Raw genomic sequence first — 19,268 nt, 5'->3', positions numbered from 1 at the left:
TATCCTTATCAGGCGGTAACGGAAAAACGCCCCATTTTAGGGTGATACCACTGACTGCCGCGTTTCTCAGACTCAAGCATCATCTTATCCAACGCGTTTTTAAATGCCGCTTCATCAACCACCGACATTTGCGTAATTTGGCCACCTGGCGCTACATGGGGCACTTTTTTGTAAGGTACATTCCAAGCCATTACTAACTGCCGACATTTCGCATCGCTTAAGCCATATTTTGTTTTCAAATAGTTGTAGCCTTGGAAACCAGTGGGTATCGTGCCTTGTTTGATGTGTTCGATTTCTTCTGAGACTTGCTCTACCTGATGCTCGATACTCTTTAACCGACGCTCCTGTGCAACGTTCGCTAATGCCATTGCTGCAATAATTTCATTGGCGCTTTGTGGTTTACTTTGCTGCTCCAATTTATCAATCAGTGAGCGGCGAACGGCTTTCGATTCACGCGCGGCAACACGAAGTGCTTGTTTAAGCGTCATTTCGATAACTTCTGATTCTGTGTTGTTCATTTTTTGCACTACACTTTTTGTGTAGTACTCTCCTTCAAGCTCATCCTTAATTTTTTCAATAAATTTATTATTCCTGATCGGCGGTTCGCCGTGTTCTTTTCGTGTTTCGTTAACCATGCTCAGTAATTGTTGTGAGTCAATTTTTTCACCGCCGGACAGAGTGACATTTTGTGTGTTCATTAAATTTTGCATGTAAAAATTCCTCAATAATGAAATTGATGAAAGATTGCCCCTATAAAAAGGGGCGTTAAGATTAATTAGTGGCGTTCTAAGAAATGGGTCAACTCACCTTCGTACCACTGATCGGTGCGTGCAGTGATTATCCCGATTTGTTGATGGTGGAATTGCTCAAAAAGCTGTTTTATTTCCGCTAAAACGGTATCGATATTCTCACGCTTACGTAAAAGTCGTTTGATAACCTGTTTTTCTGCGTCGTTGATAATTTGGTGCAGTGACTCGGTAATATAATAAATACGGCGACACTCATCAGCCATTAACGGGATATGCGCTACCTGAAAACGCTCTGGTGATGCTGTGCCAGTTACTTCGCGCAACGCCAGCCACACCGCATTACTCCACGAACGCTCAAATCGAAAACCATTTGTCATACACCAGACTAAATGTGTCAGGTTACGGGTGTCTGAATGGCTAAAACGCTCTGAGGCTTTTGGATGGGGTTGAGGATGCTCATATTTGCCAGTTTTGCGGATTGATGGAAGGACTTCATTAAACACCCAATCCTGAAATTGTTTTGCTTCCAGCTTATTGCTACGGAAAATAACACGATAAAGATTAGGTTCGTTTACAAAAGCAAATTGCCGTCTCTGCCCATCTGACCTAAGGTAGATTTTTTCTACCCCAGCTTTATCTAACTGTTTTGAAAGCAAATCACTTGAGTTTATGACTGTCAAAGCTTTACAAACATCATTAAGGCAGAACCATGGTTCAGAATTAATAATCTGAACACGCACATCGTAGATATTGTTAAAATAAAATGATCTGAGTTGAGTATTCATTTTTACATCCTATATCAATTGTTCAATATCACCCATTGTTCGGATGGGCGGTCGGGTACTTGAACACCGGATATAGACGGCCAACAGTTTTCCCCAATAGGGTGTTGTATATACTGTTCGCTACCCGACCATAACAATCTATGGACGTAAAAAAACCGCATTACTTTCGGGAGCGGTATCCGCTATATCAAAAGGTGTGTTCAGCACCTGATATAGAATATAGCGCATGATTTCTTCTTTCGTCAATGGATATCGTTAGGTTATACTTACCAAAAAGGAGGATTCCCTATGGGTCAAGTTGCATTTGATACACAAGAGTTTGTCGAAACACTAGAGAATGCAGGTTTGCCAAAAGAGCAAGCAAAAGCAATTTCTATTGCTGTACGTAAGTCACATGAGGTTGCTGATGTAGCGACCAAAAGAGATTTAGAGGATGTTCGTAAAGAAATAGATACAAGATTCGATAAGCTTGATGCCAAAATAGACTCACAGATATCACTAGTTCGCAAAGACTTACAACTGGAAATGTCAGGCATTCGCGCTGAGCAAAAGTTAATGCGCTGGATGTTAGGCGCGGGTATTTTAGGTATCCTCTCTCTGGTGGTAAAAGCGTTTTTGATGCCAGCACTATAGTTACTATCATGGGTTATTAGCTCAGTGGGTAGAGCAGTGGACTCTTAATCCATCGGTCGCAGGTTCGAGTCCTGCATAGCCCACCATTTTACCGATGGCTTTTTGCCAATCGTTTATTCTCTTTTCTCAGGTACTGGTTTTCTTCTGCCAGTAGTTGGATCATATTGATTAATGTTCTGGTTTCCTCATCAGCGTAAACGGGTTGTTCCAGGTTAAGCAGATAATGGTGGTTGTTACTGGGATTAGTAAGTGCAATGGTTTCACTCATATTATCTAATTTCATGTTTAACTCTCCTCAAGGAATATAGCGCGATGCCTGATTATTTCACCACCTCAGGCGGCGGTAGTTTCCCTGGTGTTAACTTGCCAATAACTCTTCTTCCTCAGCCATGCTCAGGTCGTCAAATTCGTCAACGGAGGCCACACTTCCACCGCTAAATGCATCACCATCCCGGAAAAACTGAACGCCTCTTAATGACGCTGAAACGCCTTTACCATTATTGTCATAGGCATAAAACTCAATGGTGGCGTTAACGTAGCAGCCTGAGTAGGGGCGACCATCCTGTGCGGTTAACGGTGAGGTATTGCGGTCAATGACTAATGGGCGGGATTTATTACTGGCGCTGATATACAGGTTTCCGGCGTAGCCGTCGTATTCTTTATTGTCGCCATCGCGTAAGCAAAAATGGTTAGGATTATTGCAGATGTTATTATAGATTTTTTCGATATCCTTGGCGCCCCATTTTTCCCCAATCACACGTTTGATACCGGTTTTAATTTCCTCAATCAGGTCAGTACGACTTTTAGCGATAAGGAAAGTGGCGCGGTATTTAAATTCACTCTGACCACTAAATTGAGAGGGTTCAAACAAATCAGGAAAAGCCAGACGTACGTTGTTTAATTTGATTTTCATCACGTTACCTTTTAATTAGATGGATTTATCAACAAGTGATGCTTCGGTCACATCGTCAAAGTCGTTTAAGGGGTTAGTAATAATGGCAGGTCTTGGGTCAGATTCCGGTGCGATGACGGGTTTACCGTCTGCTCGTTCAATAAGTGCTTCCAGTTTTGCCCAGCGACTCGGTTTGTCTTTTTTAAGCAATTTTTCAGCCTGTGGTGGACTGATAATTTTCTTGTGGTAGATTTGTTCCTGTTTAAGTTTGGCGCCTTTTAACAGCGCTTCGGCTTCACGCTCATCACCCCAGGTGCGATTACCCTGTTTGCCAGTCACCAGTTTAAAGCCCGGTACTGATTGCCCGTTGTGTAATGTTTCGGCGACCCGATTTCGTAGGGCTTTACAAAAGTTCTCTACCAGATCGACATGCTGGTAGAGTTTTGCCATTTGTGCAGGGGTTAGCAGCGTAATGCGTTTGATAGCATCACTTAGTTGGGGGTTCAAAGGTTGAGTTAAATCGACAAAATCGCCTCTGACTTCATTATGGATAAATTGCGCCTGAGCAAAACACAATCCGCCTTTTGCTTTGCAGAACTGGCATTGCTTGATACCCGGTGAAAACGCACTATCCGGTAGCGCATCAAGCCCGTTGCGCTCGGCGAGGGTTACCATCTCCATGGCTTTTTTCGCGCCTGATTTAGCCTGTTCGCCAAATTCTTTTAAATCCTCAACCGATAGCGCCCATTCAGACAGATGGTTAAGCCTGGGTTGATGGATGAAAAGCCGAACCGTTTTGAAATCATAAACAAGGTCAAACTGATATAAAGCGCCCAGCGCATAAAGCATGAGCTGCTCGTTGTTCGGGGCATCCACTTTAACGCCTTTACCGTATTTTAGGTCATGGATTTGTAGCTCATCCTCGCTGATAATAATCGCATCGGCGGTACCAAAAGAATTCTCTACGCCAATGACCGCTGAAAAATCCACCCGTTCTTCAACCTGTAGGATTTTCCCGTCCGCTAGTTGCCAGACGGTATCAACATAGGTCTGGACGTGTTCAATCATCTCTTCATCCACTTGTGGCGAATTAGCTTTCAACAAGGGATATGTGCCGATATAATCCTTTGCATCAAAACCGTAGGTTCGTCTACACCCTTCGCTAAACGGGTTTTGACGCATTGTTAGGATACTTTCCGCTAACGCATGCGCCGCGCTGCCTTCTTCCGCAAATGGCGATGTTTTATCGGGTAAGGTGGCTTCTACTGCGAGACTGGCGCTACATCTCATCCATCTATGTGCTGAGGAGGGGGAAAGTTTTGCATGTTCAGCCATCGCTACCCTCGGCGTTATCATTGGCTAAAACGCGTTGGGCTTTCTCGATAAACTGAACCAGATTGTCATCAGGAATATCACCTAGCCTTTTAGCGTTGAATTCATCGAGTATTTTAACGACTTCATTCCGATAGCCTTTTTTTGCCAATTCAGTGATCAGTTTTGAAGACTTAGTTCGTGGGTCTTCAGCTTCTACCAATTTCACTTCCGCCGGTGTAGGCAATTCACGCACTAATGACAAGGCAAATTCGCGACGATCGGTAATGCCAAAGAGATTATCCCAATTAGCCAACGTTTTTAGGCATATCGTAAAAATTTTAACTTTGGGAAGAAATGTCACCTTAGGTAATCCATTTAAGGCGCAATAAAGTGCATCAATTTGTCCGGTAACACTATTTGCTTTCTCAGATGCAAGCGTTGCGGTGGCTTTAGCGACTTGCGTACTGTCAGGTTTAAGCGCTTTGTCACCAAACAAGACGGATAGGGCGACGACGTGACGCAAATCAAGCGATTCAATATCAACCGGTTCGGGCTTAAGTTCTACTTTAGGCTCTTCTTTAGGCGCTACTTTAGGGGTTTCAACAATCGGTTTAACGGCTTTAGCAGGTTTGGTTTCTGCCCGAAGGGTTTTAACCTTTTTCTCGGCGACAACCGGTGTTGGTTTGTCTTCAGCGCTAGCGGGCACTTCGATAGTAATTTTAGGCTCAATCACTTCTTGAGGCTCAACCATAGCTGATGGCACGACAGGTTGAGGCTTAACGTCCGGTGTGAAGGGTTTTGGTTTGTTCGCCCCTGTTGGTTCGTTTGGGTCACTGGGGTCATTTTCAGTATGTGCGACCAACTGACTGATTAACATTTTATGGGCTTCGGCTAGTTGATTGTGCGCCATGATCATTTGCGTGTGGTTTTCTGCCAGTCTTGCCAGCAGGGGAGTATTTGTGGTAAGCATTATGCGTTGACCTCAACGGTATATAGTGACAGGGAACTGGTGATTGCCATTGCGTTTTAGCGCTTCTAATTTTTGTACATAGCGTATGCGCCGGACGTTGTTGTTCATCGGAAATCGCTCCGATGACAGGATTTTTGCTTTTTGCATGGTGGTTTTTCCGATGGGATGGACTAGATAGGGTATGCCTGATATTTCTGGCGCGTCAGGCTCGCCCCCTTTTGTGTATTCCCACAACACACAAAACAGGTTACTATGTGTTTCCCACAACACATAAAAGAGAGACGATATTAACAATGGCTAAATATATGGCGCGAGTTGAACTGCATGATGCTGATTCAAAGCAATATGAAATTCTTCATGAAAGGATGAAATCACTTGGATTTTATCGAACACTCATGAGCGATAATAACAGACTGCTAAAATTACCAGATGCCACATATCAAGGTGATACATCTAACACCGCAAAAGATATATGCAATCAAGTTAATCGTATTGCCCATCCTCTATCTTATGGTAGTCCATCTATAATAGTTTGTAGCATGGTTGACGATTGGGAAGCCTGGTTACCGTACACATCATGAATTAGCAAAACCAAAATTCATATTATCTTTGCCACAATCTTTACCAGCATCTTTTTCTGATGCTTCTCTTTCCAGCGCAATAAAACCATCTCTGATGGCCGATGCAAGTGCTTTCGCCCTGACCTTATCGATAGCGCGATTTGAATCCATTTCTGCCTGTAATGCATACCGTAACGCTTCGCTGGCTTTCTCTTGAGATTTTTCACTCAATTCTTCAAATTTCATCATTTCTCCTAAATACAAATCGGTTTTGGTGGTGTGTGCCGGAGGTGTCCGGATTATATTTACAGTCATCTTGGTAGTTCCCTGGTGTTGGCTTTTAACTTAATGGCTGTATTTTGGTTATTTCACACACCCCAAAACCGACTGTTTGGGTGTTTTGTGGTTACGCTTTTTCAGCGAAAGGGTGTTAAAGAGCGGTACTGCTTAATTGCATTTAAATTTATTGCGCCTGTCTTTTCACCACATCAGGCTCGGTGGTATCCTTGCTGTTCTCTACAACAACAAAGAAGAAAAAATTATGTCTAAAAAAAAATGATATTCCCACGTTTCCTATTGCTGGTTGGAAAATCGGTCCTTTACCAGGTTACGATGCGCTGGCGTTGAAATTTCAATTTCTTTCGTCGCCTATGCAGTCAATTAATGAAGCTCAGGAAACTCAGTTCTTTATTATTAATCCACAGATGGCTCGAACACTCATTGCTGATCTAACCAAACATATTGACACCTTGGAAAAGTCTGCCATTCAATCTCCTCAAGGAGATACCCACTAACTAAAAACACAGTACTAACCGCTTTTTGTTCAAAGCGCCTAATTTCATAGGTGCTTTTTACATTCGTCATATCTTAAATCCTTTTGAATTACTGTCGTCACTCACCATAGGCCACTTCGCAAAATGACCTATAATTAGTGTTTTTTGCGTTTGTACACTCTGTTATGGCTGCCTGTCCCTTGACATTGCTGTCCTGCAAAGAGCGGATCGCACTCTATGCAACGTGCACCACTGCACTACTACAGACATAACGCGCTGTACATTTCGACTTTCTAAATTGTTAAAGAGCTAAGAAGTAACCCATAAACGCATTACCTTATGTGATATTTATATGCCAAACTGCATTAGCTGTCAACCCATAATTGCATTATCTTAAAAAGTTTCGCTATATGAGACTTTAATTTTTTTTTAAATTTATTAGGTGTGCCAAAGAGATGACTTTGCGATACCCGCAATATATTGAATTATCGTAACCTTCTTTTTAGGTATTTTTATTGGAGCAACATTTTCATTTACAGGTAACAAATGGTAAAGAGCATCTCGTTCAAATAAAAATGTTTTTACCATTACCTGACCTTCTTCCGTAACAACTAAAACTTCATCACCTGGGTGATAGATATGATTTGGCTCTACAATTATAAATTCACCTTCTTTAATTCTAGGTATCATAGAATCATCGACACTTTTTAATGCGTAAGCATTTTCATCATAAGAAGGCCAACGTATGTAACCACCTCTATTTTCTACGGGATGCTTCATGTTTGGCCAATAGCTACCGTGCCCAACTTGAGTATTACCCAATACTGGCACTTCTTTAAATATTAAATAATCATACGGGTCGCCATCCACTTCTACTAAAGTGCGTGGTGGGTTTTCCTGCAGGTCGCACTCAATTAAATCTACTGGAGATATTTTAAAAAATTCAGCTATTTGTTTTAGAGTAACGTACTTAGGATCTTTTACTTCCCCTACTAACATTCGTTGCAGTGTCGATTGTTGCATTTTCACACGTTTTGAAAGTTCTGTAACGCTACTAATACCTGTATTTTGCATTAAATATTTTATGTTTTTTTTTAAAATATCGTAGTCAAGTGCCATTTTTCTTTTCCTTCTTATTCATCGAATTATTATGCGTTATTGCATATTTGAGGTTTCTACAAGAAACCAAATTCGGGTTGATTGTCAATGCTTTTTCGGATAATTTAAGTTCATAATATACCAATGGAGCCGAAATCTATGCACGAATTAACTCCCAAAGATATAGTGAAATACTTGCTCGATTTGGGATATACCCAAAATCAAATAGCTAAACTTACAGGTGTACCACAATCAACAATTAGTCGTTTATTAGCGGGGATACACACAAATCCACGTATATCAACAGTAAGATCTCTTGAGAAACTTTTATATACAGCTATTGTTCGATGAAAGGCCAAATAACCCATGCAAATCAATTATTCTGTCGGGCGTAGTGTGAGTGATCAGCGCCCGAGTCCTGCTGTTGCGGGCTCTTTTGCCGAGTATCAGCAGGCGATCAAAAAATTAACCAAACGTATTAATATTAGTCCCTTTGATACAAAAGCCATTTTCGACAAAAAGAAAAAAGCCCTTAATTATATCTGGGGTGCAATGAAAAATGCCAAGAAAGGGCGTAACGCACTTAATGCGGGTAACCGCAGCGTGTTATGGCTTGACATGGATGGGTGTACCCTGGATGCGTGGGAAATGCTTACAGGCATTCTCGGATTTTATCAATGTTTTGCCTATACCACCGCAAGCCATGAACATCCTGTTGCGCAGGGTGAACAACGCTGGCGTATTGGTTTTTTGTTATCCCGTGAGGTGACTGCATGTCAACGATCACCGAAAACTGATCCACTTTTTATCTAAATCCGATCAATCAAAATTGATCCACTGTTTTACTCAGTTATTGCTCCTGAGCGCCGCTTATCTTTCAATCGGTAGCTTTCACCGCTTAATTGCAGTACATGCGAATGATGAAGTAAACGATCAAGCATAGCGGCAGTTAATGTTGCGTCATCAGCAAAAGCACTTGGCCATTGCCCAAATGATAGGTTACTCGTCAATATGACACTGCCATGCTCATAACGTTTGGCAATCACATTGAAAAACAGGTTTGCTTCTTCTCGCCCAAACGGCAGGTATCCAATCTCATCGATAATCAACAACTTCGGGGCCATCACCGAACGTGATAGATATTGTTTGAGCTTATTTTGTCGTTTGGCAGTTGAGAGTTGCAACATCAGTTCAGCTGCCGTGGTAAAGCGGGTTTTCTTCTTGGCCTGTACTGCTTTTAATCCTAACCCAATAGCTAAATGCGTTTTGCCTACACCGCTTGGGCCAAGCAACACGACATTTTCATTACGTTCAATAAACGTTAATGCGCTTAATTCCTGTATGTGTTGTTTGGGGATCCCCGTTGCAAACTTAAAATCGAACGTATTAAGTTCTTTATGTGCTGGGAATCCTGCCATCCGACTCAAAAGATTACGAGTTCGTTCATCTCGTTGTTGTTGCTCACATTTTAACAGGGACAGTAAAAACTCTCCGTAGCTTTTGTCTTGGGCAATACATTTTTCGGCAAGTGATGACCAATGAGTCGGAATAGAATTTAATTTCAATGACTCACACAGGTGTTCAATTTGTTCATGCAATAACATGTTCACCTCCCAGTAATGCTTCGTATACGCTGATTGAGTGTTGCAAACTGACAGATTCAAGGGGCGGTACGATAGGGATATTAAGCGTATTAGTCTGTGGGATAGATTGGCAAACCCTTGCTGGTAAGGGTAGAAGAGACTTAACTTCCTTAGCTAATCTATCTGCTGGCTTCTCTAACGTTGTTCCATGAATTCGCTGATGGGCAACGCGTTGTAACCATGGACCCACTTTTGCATTAGCTATTTCAATATCCAGTTCAAGATTATGAGCACGAAGGTCGGTGTTTAATGGCACGATAAAGCTGTTTTTTAAATAGTGGTTAAAGCGCTCTACTTTCCCTTTCGTTTTTGCCCTGTAGGGCTTGCAAGCCTTCAATTTAAACCCGTAATCTTTCGACATTTGAAGCATTTCGACATGTAATTTATGATCACCTTCTGCATAAGCATCCCGTTCGATGATGAGGGATTTTGCGTTATCACACAATACTTCCTGTGGTACACCACCAAAGTAGTCGAAAGCTTCTCTTAAACCTTGCTGCCACGATTCTGCTCGTTCATTATCAAAGAACTTTACATAACTCGCACGCGAATAGCCTAGCGTTGCAACAAACGCTTTCAGCGATTTTTTACCTCGCCGGATGCTGGTGAAGTCGATTTGCATTTGTTGACCTGGCTGTGTTTCAAAACGGACGACTACTTCGGGAACAATGCTTGGTTTAAATTGACAAACAAATCGGCGTAATTGAGCAATACCACCTTGATAGCCGTTTTCAACTACCTCATCAAATAAGACTGTTGCAGGGATCCAATCAGGTTTAGCCAGTTCAATTCGCTGAAGCAAATAAGGTTTAAAGGGGGATAATTTAGTCGGTTGTTGACTTCTTTTAGCATAAGTTGGCATTGTCTGTTGTTGTAAATGATGTTTTACGGTGTTACGGGATATACCCAACTCACTGGCAATTTTTCGAAGGCTTTGTCCTTGTGCAAAGCGAACATGAATATCCACAAATATCTCCTTGGTTAACATAAATTATCCGTACAAAAATGTGCGAATAATACCAAGTGGATCAGTTTTAGATGATCGTTAGTGGATCAGTTTTGCATGATCGGTGACAACTGCATTAGAGTATGCACAACTAGGACCACGGATTGAGCAGGAGTTGATGGATTGTTTCGAATTGCTCAGCGATTTGGCGATTAAGTGGGATCGCTCTGTCTATGAGCCTTCGCATATGGTTTTTGCACCGCATGAAGGGGCAAAGTATGAAAGTTTCGAAGGCACAGTGGTTGATGTTGATACGCTTTTAGCCTCCGATAATACGCCTGTTATTGAGCGGGTTGATCTCCCTAAGCCTGATAATGACGATTTAACCCGTCTAGTCGATTTGCAAAATATTAATGACCAGACGTTTGAAGATTTACGATCCGCACTATGGTATCCGAAAATGTTAAACCAGGCTGAGAACTACCCTTCATGGGTGGATATGGGCAATCGCCTCGCCTGGTTTAAAGACACACACTTTGAAGATGAAGCTAAAAAGATGTGGCTTGATTGGTCTTCTGCCGTCGATAAAGGAGACATATCCGCTGCCGAAGCCAAATGGCCTGAACTACGTGCTGAAAGAACAGGCTATCAAGCGATATTCAGTTTAGCGCAAAAAGCAGGATGGGTAAATCCCGGTGCCGAGCGATTGAAAACAGCGGTTGCTACAATTGATGAGTTCGAAGATCTAACAGACCCTACTGAAAATTCAAACTGGCCTACGTTTAAACGCAATAAAACGTCAGGCCAAATAGAAGCGACCATTGACAATGCGGCTAAAGCGGTTATGTGCCCTGATTTTGTCGGTGTAGAAATTCGGTTTGATACTTTCCGTGATGAGATCATGTTTGCGCCTGTTGGCACTAAAGCATGGCAAACCTTTACTGATGCTGATTATTCCCGATTGCGTATCACAATGGAAAAACGAGGCTTCAAAGCGGTTGGACGTGAGTTAATCCGTGATGTGGTATTACTGGCTGCGGATGAAAATCCTTTTGATTCCGCCATGGAATGGCTTAAAAGCCTCGAATGGGACGGTATACCGCGTATCGAAAAGTTTTATCATACCCATTTTGGCACTGAGGATAGTGCTTATACGCGTGCGGTATCGCGCTATATGTGGACAGCCCTTGCGGGACGCGTGTTAAAGCCCGGTATCAAAGCGGATATGGTGCCGATCCTAGTAGGTGCTCAAGGTGCTGGAAAATCTTCTGTCGTGGCAGCGTTATCCCCTGATCCGGCTTTTTTCACTGAAATTTCCTTTGCTGAAAAAGATGATGATCTGGCGCGTAAGATGCGCGGTTGTCTGGTGGCAGAAATTAGCGAATTACGCGGACTGAATACGAAAGAACTGGAATCCATCAAAGCCTTTGTCACGCGGACACATGAAAAGTGGATACCCAAGTTCAAAGAATTCGCCACCCAGTTTCCTAGACGCTCATTGAGTATTGGTACGACAAATGAAGATGAATTTTTAGGCGATAAAACCGGTAATCGTCGTTGGCTGCCTGTTGAAGTTGGAAAAATGGATGTAGAAGGTATCAAAAAGGATGTGATTCAGTTTTGGGCGGAAGCGCGAGAGCTATTTACCAAAACAGGGATTCAATTTAAAGAAGCAGAGCAATTGGCTAATCAGGTACATGAAAAATATTTTATCAAAGATGCATGGCAGGAAATTATCGAGCGTTGGTTAGATGAACCGGATTTAATGACAGGCCAAAAACCACGGGCACGGGAATTTTTACGTTCTGCGGATATTTTGCGTGAAGCATTGAACCTTGAACCGAAAAATATATCGCGAAGGGAACAAATGCGAATTGGCAATGTTTTATTAAATTGTGGGTATAAACAAATTTTGCGTCGCGTTGATGGAAAAGTTTGCAGGGTTTGGGAGCTGAGTAACAACCTGCAACGACCTGTAACGACCTAAAATCCGTCAGGTTGTTACACTATTAATCTATTTAATATCAATAGGTTAAAGTTAGTGTAACAACCGTAACAACCTTTTTTGAAATCAATACGCGCGTTAGTAATATATGTCCCTAAAGATATTAATACAAAAAGGTTGTTACGGTCGTTACGGTTGTTACACCTACGAGTGCCAAAAACATTGCCGTTCACAACAGGAGCGAAAAGATCATGAGCAGAGACATTGAGAAAATACTACTCCACTGGGGCGGGTGGTGTGCGGGTAATCCGTATGCCTCGGTGAGCTGGCTGTCAGTGGCTTCCGGCTTTAGTCGCCTCATGCCGTTTACAGGCGCAAATCGCTTATCGTGCAGTGATGCGGATGGGCTGGTGATTGATGTGTGCGTCAGTCGCCTTAACACGGTGGGGATGGCGAGAGAGTTGAATTATATCGAGGATTATTACATCAGGGGGATATCGAAGCGTGCTATTGCGCGAAAGTTTGCGGTACGCGAGGATGAGGTGCGAAAAAGAATGCAAATTGCGGAAGGATTTGTTCTAGGATGCCTAGAAACCCTTGATATTCAATTAGATATCGACATATTGTACAAATATCATACAAACGGTTATCAAACACTAGTGCGGCCGCAAAAGGTATGCTAAAGTGCCCATGATGAATTTTTGCGTCCAGCAGAAATGTACGCTGATAAATAAAACCTCGATTAATTATTTTTTTTTGCTCACCTCGCTTTTGCGAGGTTTTTTGTTTTACGCCACCGCAATACTCACAAATTGAATACGCAAAAATAGCACCCATTGAGGTGTTTTTTTTTGTTTTAGGGATGAGTCATTAACAATATCCAGGAACTGGATAATTTATAACAATAGCAAAAAAGAGAAATTTTATGACTAAAACATTAAACCTTGAATTACATCCCTCTAGCGTCAAACCTGGTACAAAAGAATACCCCCGTCAATATCTTATCGTTAACAGTGCAGATTACTATAACCAGGTAGTCGGGACTTTTGACTCAGCCGGCAAGTTCCTCTATTTCCAAGGCTGGGATAACGGTGAGTATGTCACCTTTAAACCAAGAGATTATGCTTATTGGGCGGTGTTACCTGCCAAAAAACCTGAATAAGCTTTAAAAATAAGCCACCGCAATACTCACACAAACAATCATTAAAACGAGTAAGGCGGCTGGCTCCCTGTTCAAAACAAAGCAATAGAACCCTCACAAGGAGAATATTCCCATGAGTGACCTCATTAATAAGACAATTTTAATCGAAGAGGGTTTAACCATATGCAAACCCTCAATCTATGCACTGAGCATTATAGACGATAAGCAGTCAGGGAAGTTAGTACGAATATCGCATAGCGGAAATAACATTATTGAGTTTCCACTAACGGAAATACAGTGTAGAGCATTGGCAAGAAAACTCATGGATTAATTAAACTTTTTAAGTCATCCAACCAATCACTTAAAGCAATGGAACCCTCAGTGGGAGGGTATATGCGCATGTCTGAAAAATATTCAACACCTGCTGCCTATCTGTGGGGCATTATGACCACCATCGGTGGCGTTACAACAACGATTTTTGATTTTTTAACCCTTGACCAGTGGGTTGCAGTGATGGGTATCGGCTGCACGATAGGGACATTTTTAATCAACGTGTACTACCGCCGAAGGGAGTACAAACTCAAAGAGCGTCAGTATGAAGATACCGAAAAAAATAGTGATGGCAACGGGCGGTAGTGCGTTGTTTCTGGCCTCAAGCATGATAACGCATTTCGAAGGATTAAGACTTAATCCCTATTTTGACGGTGGCGGTGTGCTTTCTGTTTGCTACGGGCATACCGGCAACGATATTGAGCGTAACCGGACGTACACGCAAAAAGACTGCGATAAATGGCTTGATGACGATTTAAAAGCGGTAAAACGTTACGTTGACCCACTGATTAAGGTCAGTATCAATACACTCACTCAGGCAGCCCTTTACTCATTTGCATACAACGTGGGCGTGGGGAATTTCGCTAAATCCACGTTACTCAAAAAGCTCAACGCTGATGACCGAAAAGGCGCTTGTGATGAAATGAGACGATGGGTTCATGTTGATGGTAGAAAATGGAAAGGGTTAATGACCCGGCGGGAAATTGAGAGCGTAATATGTTATGGAGACCTGTCACACCCATCTTGATAATCATTGTTGGATTGATGATTTATCTCAGCGTTGTCTTATCAAACTACAAAAATCTGAAAACACAATACCACACACTAAAACAGCAATATCACGCACAAATTGAAGCGGTGAAATTACAACAGCAAAAAATCGATGCTTTACACCAACTCGATATTCAACACACCGAGGAACTGAACAATGCCAACGCTGAACTGGATAAGCTGCATGATGCTGTTCGCGCTGGCACTCAGCGGTTGCGCGTCAACGCCGTGTGTCGTACATCCAAAATCGTTACCACCAAGAGCCGATATGATGAAGCCACCTCACAATTTAGCGAAGCAGCTCGACAAGATTATTTCCGTCTCAGAAAGATGATGATTGAGAACGAAAAACAGACGGAATATTTACAGCAGTACATCAAGACACAGTGTAGTGGTTAATTTTGATTTATTTTAAGCGTAAAAATAGTTTTATATCTGCCACCTGTTTTAATAATAAATTGTATGCCTCATCCGTTCTGGATTTTTCATGCTTGAGCTGATTAAAAGTCGATTGATATTGACAAATTAAAGCTTCGAAGCGTTTCTGTTGTCTTTTAGATAACCGTCGCATTAAGCATGTTATGGCAGATTCTGGTAAGAGGAATGCAGTAGTAAAACCCCGTTGTTCAAACCATGACTGCATATAATCAAAATAGTCAATTATGGGTTCAGCACGTTCATTAAACTCTTGTCTTTTATCTCTACCTATGGCGTGTTTGTTACCAATATATAAGCCCAAAAAGAATGTTAATAAACTAATCAGAGGTGAGTAAAGTTGCAGGATTTTTATCAAATCATTCATGAATATTGGTGGCTCCTTTATCCAATAATTACGTTTATTTTTGGCTTGCTATGTGGGGGTTTAACAGGTTGGCCACCATTCAGTTGGAAATAATTATTAAAGATTACCATTAATTTGAAATAGGTGAGCTATGTCTGAAAAAAATGCACCAGAAATTAGAGTAAGAATAAAGGCTGATGATAGTGATCTCATTAAATTAGAAGATCGCTTGCAACGTATTGCTAATTTGATGCAACAAATGGGGTCAATTAACGAAGAGAAAACATATCCAGCCAGTTTGCAAATGGCAGTACAAGAGGCTTGTAATATAGGTGCTCGAGAAGGCGCGAAAAAAGCAAGAGATAAACAAATCAATGATGAAAAAGAGACATCGATAAAATTATCAAAACTGTTTATTAGGGGTGTGTTTAAAGGCTATGCACTTACCGTTAATGGCAAGATACTCTCTAATCAGGAATCGACGGTTATAGAGAGTAAACCGCAGGAAATTCCACGTGTTAAGGCCTCTTTCATTGTGACTGATGAGATAATAGTTGATGCGCCTGATATATATTTAAAATCAGCAGAAGAAGTGAATGCTTAAGGAGGACTATGCCGCCACGTATTCCTCGTGCCTGTCGCAAACCCGGTTGTGCCAAGACAACAACTGAATGCAGTGGGTACTGTGACGCACATCGAAACCAAAGTTGGAAAGATTATCAACAAGGTAAAAGCCGTCATCAGCGTGGCTATGGTACAAAGTGGGATCATCTCCGTAAAAAAATATTAAAACGTGATAAATTTTTGTGTCAGGGATGTTTAGTTGAAGGGCGATTGATAACCGCAACCACCGTTGACCATATTCTCGCAAAAGCAACAGGCGGCAATGATGCAGAAAGTAACTTGCAAGCGTTATGTTGGCCATGCCATCGCACGAAGACCGCAAGAGAAAAGCGAGGGAGGGGCGGGTAAAATCGCTCCCTCTTTTACCTTTGGGAACCGCCGATTTGCCTTTTTTTACACCACCGCAGGTTAGAAAACCTTTTTATAGGTATCCCAATTGCGCGATTAATAGGAATTTTAAATTATGTCTGGACCCCCAAAAACACCGACACATCTACGTTTGATAAGGGGTAATCCTTCAAAAAGGGCAATTAATAAAAATGAGCCAAAACCCGAAAAAGGGGTTCCCCCAACACCAAAACACTTTAACAAGCAAGAACGCTACTGGTTTAAGGTTCTTTGCGAACGGCTAGATGCGATAGGCGTTATTACTGCTATCGATGGTATGGCTCTGGAATTGCTGGTTGGGGCGTATGTCGAATGGCGAAAACATCGAGATGTTATTGACAAAGAAGGCGAGACCTACAAGACAACATCCACTGACGGCAACGTCATGATCCGTCCACATCCGCAAGTTGCCATGATGGCCGATGCGTGGAAGCGCATTTGCAGAATGCAAGCTGAATTCGGCATGACCCCCGCTAGCAGGTCAAAAGTAAACGGTAAGGCTTCAAACGAAATAGATCCGTTTGTCGAATTTTTGAAAAGCAGGATAGACTAATGGCAAAAGTAGCGGAAGGCATTAGCTATGCACAACGCGCTGTGTCGGGTGATATCATCGCGTGTGAATATGTACGATTGGCGTGTCAACGCTTTTTGAATGACCTTGAGCATGGTGAAGAACGGGGTATCTATTTTAGCTTCCCCCGCGCACAACATATCCTTAATTTCTATCAGTTTGTGCCCCATGTAAAAGGTAATCTTGCCGGTCAAACTATAAAATTGATGGATTGGCATATTTTTATCCTGATCAATATTTTTGGATTTGTTATCCCTTTAGTCGATGAACAAACGGGGGAAAGGGTAATCCGTAATGATGGCAGTGGACGAGTCGTGATGGTCAGACGTTTTCGTACCGCCTATAACGAAGTTGCCCGTAAGAATGCCAAATCAACGCTTTCTTCAGGTATTGCACTTTATATGACCGGATCAGACGGCGAAGGTGGCGCAGAGGTTTATTCAGCCGCCACGACTCGTGATCAGGCTCGCATTGTCTTTGAAGATGCAAAAAACATGATAAGGAAGGCTAAACATACCCTTGGTCAATGTTTTGAGTTCAATAAATTAGCGATTTATCAAGAAGTCACCGCTTCAAAATTCGAACCACTATCCAGCGATGCAAATAATTTGGACGGGTTAAATATCCATTGCGGTATTGTCGATGAACTGCACGCACACAAAACGCGTGATGTTTGGGACGTATTAGAGACGGCAACAGGTGCAAGATTACAATCCTTGCTCTTCGGTATTACCACCGCTGGATTTAATAAAGAAGGCATATGCTACGAATTACGCGATTATGCCATCAAGGTTTTACAGGGGCAGGTTGAAGACGATTCCTTCTTTGGCATTATTTATACCCTAGACAAGAAAGATGATCCGTTTGACGAGAAGATGTGGCAAAAAGCCAATCCTGGATTAGGTATTTGCAAGCGATGGGATGATATGCGCCGCCTTGCAAAAAAAGCACAGGAGCAGGTTTCAGCTAGGACGAATTTTATAACAAAGAATGTAATATCTGCTAATTATAATGGATTAGCCGTCCTCGTGTTGTTTGTAAGATACTGATATAAAATAGATTATTCATTTTTTATTGTTCTCGTGTTTTTTCGTGTTTTCTGGTTTTTACACAACTCTGTGTATTGCAATGTGTATTGCAAATTGAAAAAAGGGCGCTACATGGCAGTCAACAAGCTCAGTGATAAAAAGTTAAGATCCTTACATGGTAAATTAAGCGAAAAACAACAAACTATTGCTGATGGTAATGGGTTAGCTATAAGAATAAGTAAAACAGGTACGATAAGTTTTGTTTTTTTCTTTCGCCTTTACGGGAGAAAGAGCGCGCCTATATGGTTAACATTAGGCAAGTACCCAGATTTAAGTTTAAAAGCCGCAAGGGAGCAGAGAGATAATTGTCGAATATGGTTAGCTGGGGGTAAAGATCCGAGAATACAAATCAAAATAACCAAAGATGATTTACTGAAACCTGTTACAGTCAAAGATAGCTTAGAATACTGGATTAATAATTATGCTCAAGATAAAAGAAAAGGCGCAAAATATATTCAAAGTTGTTTCATGAAACATATTTATTCCGATATTGGAGATATTCCATTGAATGATTGTTCGTTGTCTATGTGGGTTAACTGTTTCGATAGAATAAAAAAAGTTGCTCCGGTACAAGCAGGCGCAATGTTAAAAACAACAAAACAGGCTTTAAAATTTTGTAGGGTTAGAAAATATGCAATCAGCCATGAAATTGACGATTTAGATGTAAGTGATGTAGGAAAAAAATCAAATAAAAGAGAGAGAGTGTTAACAAAGGATGAATTAAAAGCGCTGTGGCATTATGTGAATAAAGAATATGATAATCATATTATCTCATATGAAAATAGAATTATTTTAAAATTTCTTATTGTCTTTGGTTGTCGTCTTTCTGAAATAATATTATCAACATGGGATGAATGGGACTTAGAAAATGATATATGGCGAGTCCCCCCTCATCATAGTAAAAATGGTAGAGAAATTATTAGACCCATTCCCTATAATTTTAAACAATGGCTATCACTATTAAACAAAGCAACTTGTAATAGAGAGAGGGTAATTGGTTTTAACATGCGTCAGAGTGCAGCCAGTATCAGCATGATAAAAATATGGAAAAGGCTTAATCATTTAGAAAAATGGACTCCACATGATATGCGAAGAGTAATCGCTACAAATCTTAGTGATAACGGATTTGAACATAATGTTATTGAACAATTACTTGGTCACACATTAACTGGTGTAGCGGGAATATACAATCGAAGTAAATATATGAATAGGAAAAGAGAAGCGCTTGTTTGGTGGGTAGATTATTTAAACGCATTATAAAAAGAAG

The 19,268-nt window shown here is 41.4% G+C and carries 27 protein-coding genes, 1 tRNA gene and 1 pseudogene; 17 read left to right on the top strand and 12 right to left on the bottom strand.

Features of this window, described 5'->3' with window-relative positions; all coding sequences use genetic code 11:
• Positions 1–8: 8 nt before the first annotated feature.
• Positions 9–710: a hypothetical protein gene (locus ArsFIN_RS27490; RefSeq protein ID WP_246067193.1), complete on the bottom strand. Its 702-nt coding sequence runs from the start codon at positions 708–710 to the stop codon at positions 9–11.
• Positions 711–775: 65 nt separating this feature from the next.
• Positions 776–1,534: a BRO-N domain-containing protein gene (locus tag ArsFIN_RS10755; RefSeq protein ID WP_026824058.1), complete on the bottom strand. Its 759-nt coding sequence runs from the start codon at positions 1,532–1,534 to the stop codon at positions 776–778.
• 288 nt (positions 1,535–1,822) lie between these two features.
• On the opposite strand from ArsFIN_RS10755, the gene ArsFIN_RS10750 reads away from it, so the two are divergent.
• Both ArsFIN_RS10750 and ArsFIN_RS10745 read left to right on the top strand, forming a co-directional pair.
• Positions 1,823–2,167: a CCDC90 family protein gene (locus ArsFIN_RS10750; RefSeq protein ID WP_026824057.1), complete on the top strand. Its 345-nt coding sequence runs from the start codon at positions 1,823–1,825 to the stop codon at positions 2,165–2,167.
• Between the two features lie 10 nt (positions 2,168–2,177).
• Positions 2,178–2,253: transfer RNA gene (locus tag ArsFIN_RS10745), tRNA-Lys, on the top strand.
• Between the two features lie 2 nt (positions 2,254–2,255).
• On the opposite strand, the gene ArsFIN_RS10740 is transcribed toward ArsFIN_RS10745, so the two are convergent.
• The 5 genes from ArsFIN_RS10740 to ArsFIN_RS10720 all read right to left on the bottom strand — a co-directional run bounded on the left by ArsFIN_RS10740 (position 2,256) and on the right by ArsFIN_RS10720 (position 5,613).
• Positions 2,256–2,450, bottom strand: a complete 195-nt coding sequence (locus tag ArsFIN_RS10740; protein ID WP_026824018.1) for a hypothetical protein — start codon at positions 2,448–2,450, stop codon at positions 2,256–2,258.
• Positions 2,451–2,525: 75 nt separating this feature from the next.
• Positions 2,526–3,080: a DUF2815 family protein gene (locus tag ArsFIN_RS10735; protein WP_135677572.1), complete on the bottom strand. Its 555-nt coding sequence runs from the start codon at positions 3,078–3,080 to the stop codon at positions 2,526–2,528.
• 15 nt (positions 3,081–3,095) lie between these two features.
• Positions 3,096–4,394 (bottom strand): DUF2800 domain-containing protein, encoded by a 1,299-nt coding sequence (locus tag ArsFIN_RS10730; protein WP_167876685.1) that lies wholly within the window; start codon positions 4,392–4,394, stop codon positions 3,096–3,098.
• Positions 4,387–5,343, bottom strand: coding sequence for a hypothetical protein (locus tag ArsFIN_RS10725; RefSeq protein WP_135677714.1), 957 nt, complete (start codon positions 5,341–5,343; stop codon positions 4,387–4,389). Before ArsFIN_RS10725 ends, ArsFIN_RS10730 begins: the two co-directional genes overlap by 8 nt.
• A 12-nt stretch (positions 5,344–5,355) precedes the next feature.
• Positions 5,356–5,613: a hypothetical protein gene (locus ArsFIN_RS10720; protein WP_135677680.1), complete on the bottom strand. Its 258-nt coding sequence runs from the start codon at positions 5,611–5,613 to the stop codon at positions 5,356–5,358.
• Positions 5,614–5,648: 35 nt separating this feature from the next.
• Between ArsFIN_RS10720 and ArsFIN_RS10715 the strand changes: the two genes are divergently transcribed.
• Entirely contained in the window at positions 5,649–5,924 is a 276-nt protein-coding gene (locus ArsFIN_RS10715) for a hypothetical protein (RefSeq protein ID WP_135677679.1), read from the top strand.
• Here the strand turns inward: ArsFIN_RS10715 and ArsFIN_RS10710 are convergent.
• Positions 5,919–6,149 (bottom strand): hypothetical protein, encoded by a 231-nt coding sequence (locus ArsFIN_RS10710; protein WP_135677678.1) that lies wholly within the window; start codon positions 6,147–6,149, stop codon positions 5,919–5,921. The genes ArsFIN_RS10715 and ArsFIN_RS10710 overlap by 6 nt on opposite strands.
• Before the next feature lie 251 nt (positions 6,150–6,400).
• On the opposite strand from ArsFIN_RS10710, the gene ArsFIN_RS10705 reads away from it, so the two are divergent.
• Entirely contained in the window at positions 6,401–6,697 is a 297-nt protein-coding gene (locus ArsFIN_RS10705) for a bssS family protein (protein ID WP_246067172.1), read from the top strand.
• Between the two features lie 417 nt (positions 6,698–7,114).
• Here the strand turns inward: ArsFIN_RS10705 and ArsFIN_RS10700 are convergent, their stop codons facing one another.
• Positions 7,115–7,795, bottom strand: coding sequence for a LexA family transcriptional regulator (locus ArsFIN_RS10700; RefSeq protein WP_026824160.1), 681 nt, complete (start codon positions 7,793–7,795; stop codon positions 7,115–7,117).
• A gap of 123 nt (positions 7,796–7,918) precedes the next feature.
• On the opposite strand from ArsFIN_RS10700, the gene ArsFIN_RS10695 reads away from it, so the two are divergent.
• Positions 7,919–8,125 carry a helix-turn-helix domain-containing protein gene (locus tag ArsFIN_RS10695; RefSeq protein ID WP_338023274.1) on the top strand — a complete coding sequence of 69 codons (207 nt, stop codon included), beginning with the start codon at positions 7,919–7,921 and terminating at the stop codon, positions 8,123–8,125.
• 15 nt (positions 8,126–8,140) lie between these two features.
• On the top strand, positions 8,141–8,587 hold the full coding sequence (locus ArsFIN_RS10690) for a hypothetical protein (protein ID WP_246067192.1): 447 nt from the start codon (positions 8,141–8,143) through the stop codon (positions 8,585–8,587).
• A 29-nt stretch (positions 8,588–8,616) separates the two neighbouring features.
• Here ArsFIN_RS10690 and istB read toward each other — a convergent pair whose 3' ends face one another.
• On the bottom strand, positions 8,617–9,378 hold the full coding sequence (gene istB / locus ArsFIN_RS10685; protein ID WP_135677409.1) for an IS21-like element helper ATPase IstB: 762 nt from the start codon (positions 9,376–9,378) through the stop codon (positions 8,617–8,619).
• The gene (istA, locus tag ArsFIN_RS10680; protein ID WP_135677417.1) at positions 9,365–10,405 is read right to left on the bottom strand and encodes an IS21 family transposase; all 1,041 of its coding nucleotides are present in this window, start codon (positions 10,403–10,405) and stop codon (positions 9,365–9,367) included. The genes istB and istA overlap by 14 nt, the downstream gene beginning before the upstream one ends.
• Positions 10,406–10,541: 136 nt before the next feature.
• On the opposite strand from istA, the gene ArsFIN_RS10675 reads away from it, so the two are divergent.
• The 6 genes from ArsFIN_RS10675 (at position 10,542) to ArsFIN_RS10650 (ending at position 14,949) form a co-directional block, all read left to right on the top strand.
• Positions 10,542–12,350 (top strand): virulence-associated E family protein, encoded by a 1,809-nt coding sequence (locus tag ArsFIN_RS10675; protein WP_246067433.1) that lies wholly within the window; start codon positions 10,542–10,544, stop codon positions 12,348–12,350.
• A gap of 209 nt (positions 12,351–12,559) precedes the next feature.
• Positions 12,560–12,991 carry an antiterminator Q family protein gene (locus ArsFIN_RS10670; RefSeq protein ID WP_210409071.1) on the top strand — a complete coding sequence of 144 codons (432 nt, stop codon included), beginning with the start codon at positions 12,560–12,562 and terminating at the stop codon, positions 12,989–12,991.
• Between the two features lie 242 nt (positions 12,992–13,233).
• Positions 13,234–13,470 (top strand): hypothetical protein, encoded by a 237-nt coding sequence (locus tag ArsFIN_RS10665; protein ID WP_034250608.1) that lies wholly within the window; start codon positions 13,234–13,236, stop codon positions 13,468–13,470.
• 372 nt (positions 13,471–13,842) lie between these two features.
• Positions 13,843–14,085 (top strand): phage holin family protein, encoded by a 243-nt coding sequence (locus tag ArsFIN_RS10660; RefSeq protein WP_135677578.1) that lies wholly within the window; start codon positions 13,843–13,845, stop codon positions 14,083–14,085.
• Positions 14,045–14,527 carry a lysozyme gene (locus ArsFIN_RS10655; RefSeq protein WP_135677713.1) on the top strand — a complete coding sequence of 161 codons (483 nt, stop codon included), beginning with the start codon at positions 14,045–14,047 and terminating at the stop codon, positions 14,525–14,527. Before ArsFIN_RS10660 ends, ArsFIN_RS10655 begins: the two co-directional genes overlap by 41 nt.
• On the top strand, positions 14,497–14,949 hold the full coding sequence (locus ArsFIN_RS10650; protein ID WP_135677580.1) for a lysis protein: 453 nt from the start codon (positions 14,497–14,499) through the stop codon (positions 14,947–14,949). Before ArsFIN_RS10655 ends, ArsFIN_RS10650 begins: the two co-directional genes overlap by 31 nt.
• A gap of 7 nt (positions 14,950–14,956) precedes the next feature.
• Here ArsFIN_RS10650 and ArsFIN_RS10645 read toward each other — a convergent pair whose 3' ends face one another.
• Positions 14,957–15,352 (bottom strand): hypothetical protein, encoded by a 396-nt coding sequence (locus tag ArsFIN_RS10645; RefSeq protein WP_135677581.1) that lies wholly within the window; start codon positions 15,350–15,352, stop codon positions 14,957–14,959.
• Positions 15,353–15,482: 130 nt separating this feature from the next.
• Between ArsFIN_RS10645 and ArsFIN_RS10640 the strand changes: the two genes are divergently transcribed.
• The 5 genes and pseudogenes from ArsFIN_RS10640 (at position 15,483) to ArsFIN_RS27480 (ending at position 19,261) form a co-directional block, all read left to right on the top strand.
• Complete coding sequence (locus ArsFIN_RS10640) at positions 15,483–15,935, top strand: hypothetical protein (protein ID WP_135677545.1); 453 nt, start codon at positions 15,483–15,485, stop codon at positions 15,933–15,935.
• A gap of 8 nt (positions 15,936–15,943) precedes the next feature.
• Complete coding sequence (locus ArsFIN_RS10635) at positions 15,944–16,303, top strand: HNH endonuclease (protein WP_135677546.1); 360 nt, start codon at positions 15,944–15,946, stop codon at positions 16,301–16,303.
• A 115-nt stretch (positions 16,304–16,418) separates the two neighbouring features.
• Positions 16,419–16,895 carry a phage terminase small subunit P27 family gene (locus tag ArsFIN_RS10630; RefSeq protein ID WP_135677583.1) on the top strand — a complete coding sequence of 159 codons (477 nt, stop codon included), beginning with the start codon at positions 16,419–16,421 and terminating at the stop codon, positions 16,893–16,895.
• A pseudogene (locus ArsFIN_RS27485) lies at positions 16,895–17,908 on the top strand (terminase large subunit); the annotation flags it as partial. The gene ArsFIN_RS10630 and the pseudogene ArsFIN_RS27485, both read left to right, overlap by 1 nt.
• 165 nt (positions 17,909–18,073) lie before the next feature.
• On the top strand, positions 18,074–19,261 hold the full coding sequence (locus ArsFIN_RS27480; protein WP_034250440.1) for a tyrosine-type recombinase/integrase: 1,188 nt from the start codon (positions 18,074–18,076) through the stop codon (positions 19,259–19,261).
• The last annotated feature ends 7 nt before the right edge of the window (positions 19,262–19,268 follow it).

The sequence above is a fragment of the Arsenophonus nasoniae genome (assembly GCF_004768525.1).
Classification (GTDB): Bacteria; Pseudomonadota; Gammaproteobacteria; order Enterobacterales; family Enterobacteriaceae; genus Arsenophonus; species Arsenophonus nasoniae.
This window is presented reverse-complemented; position numbering and strand designations above follow the sequence as displayed.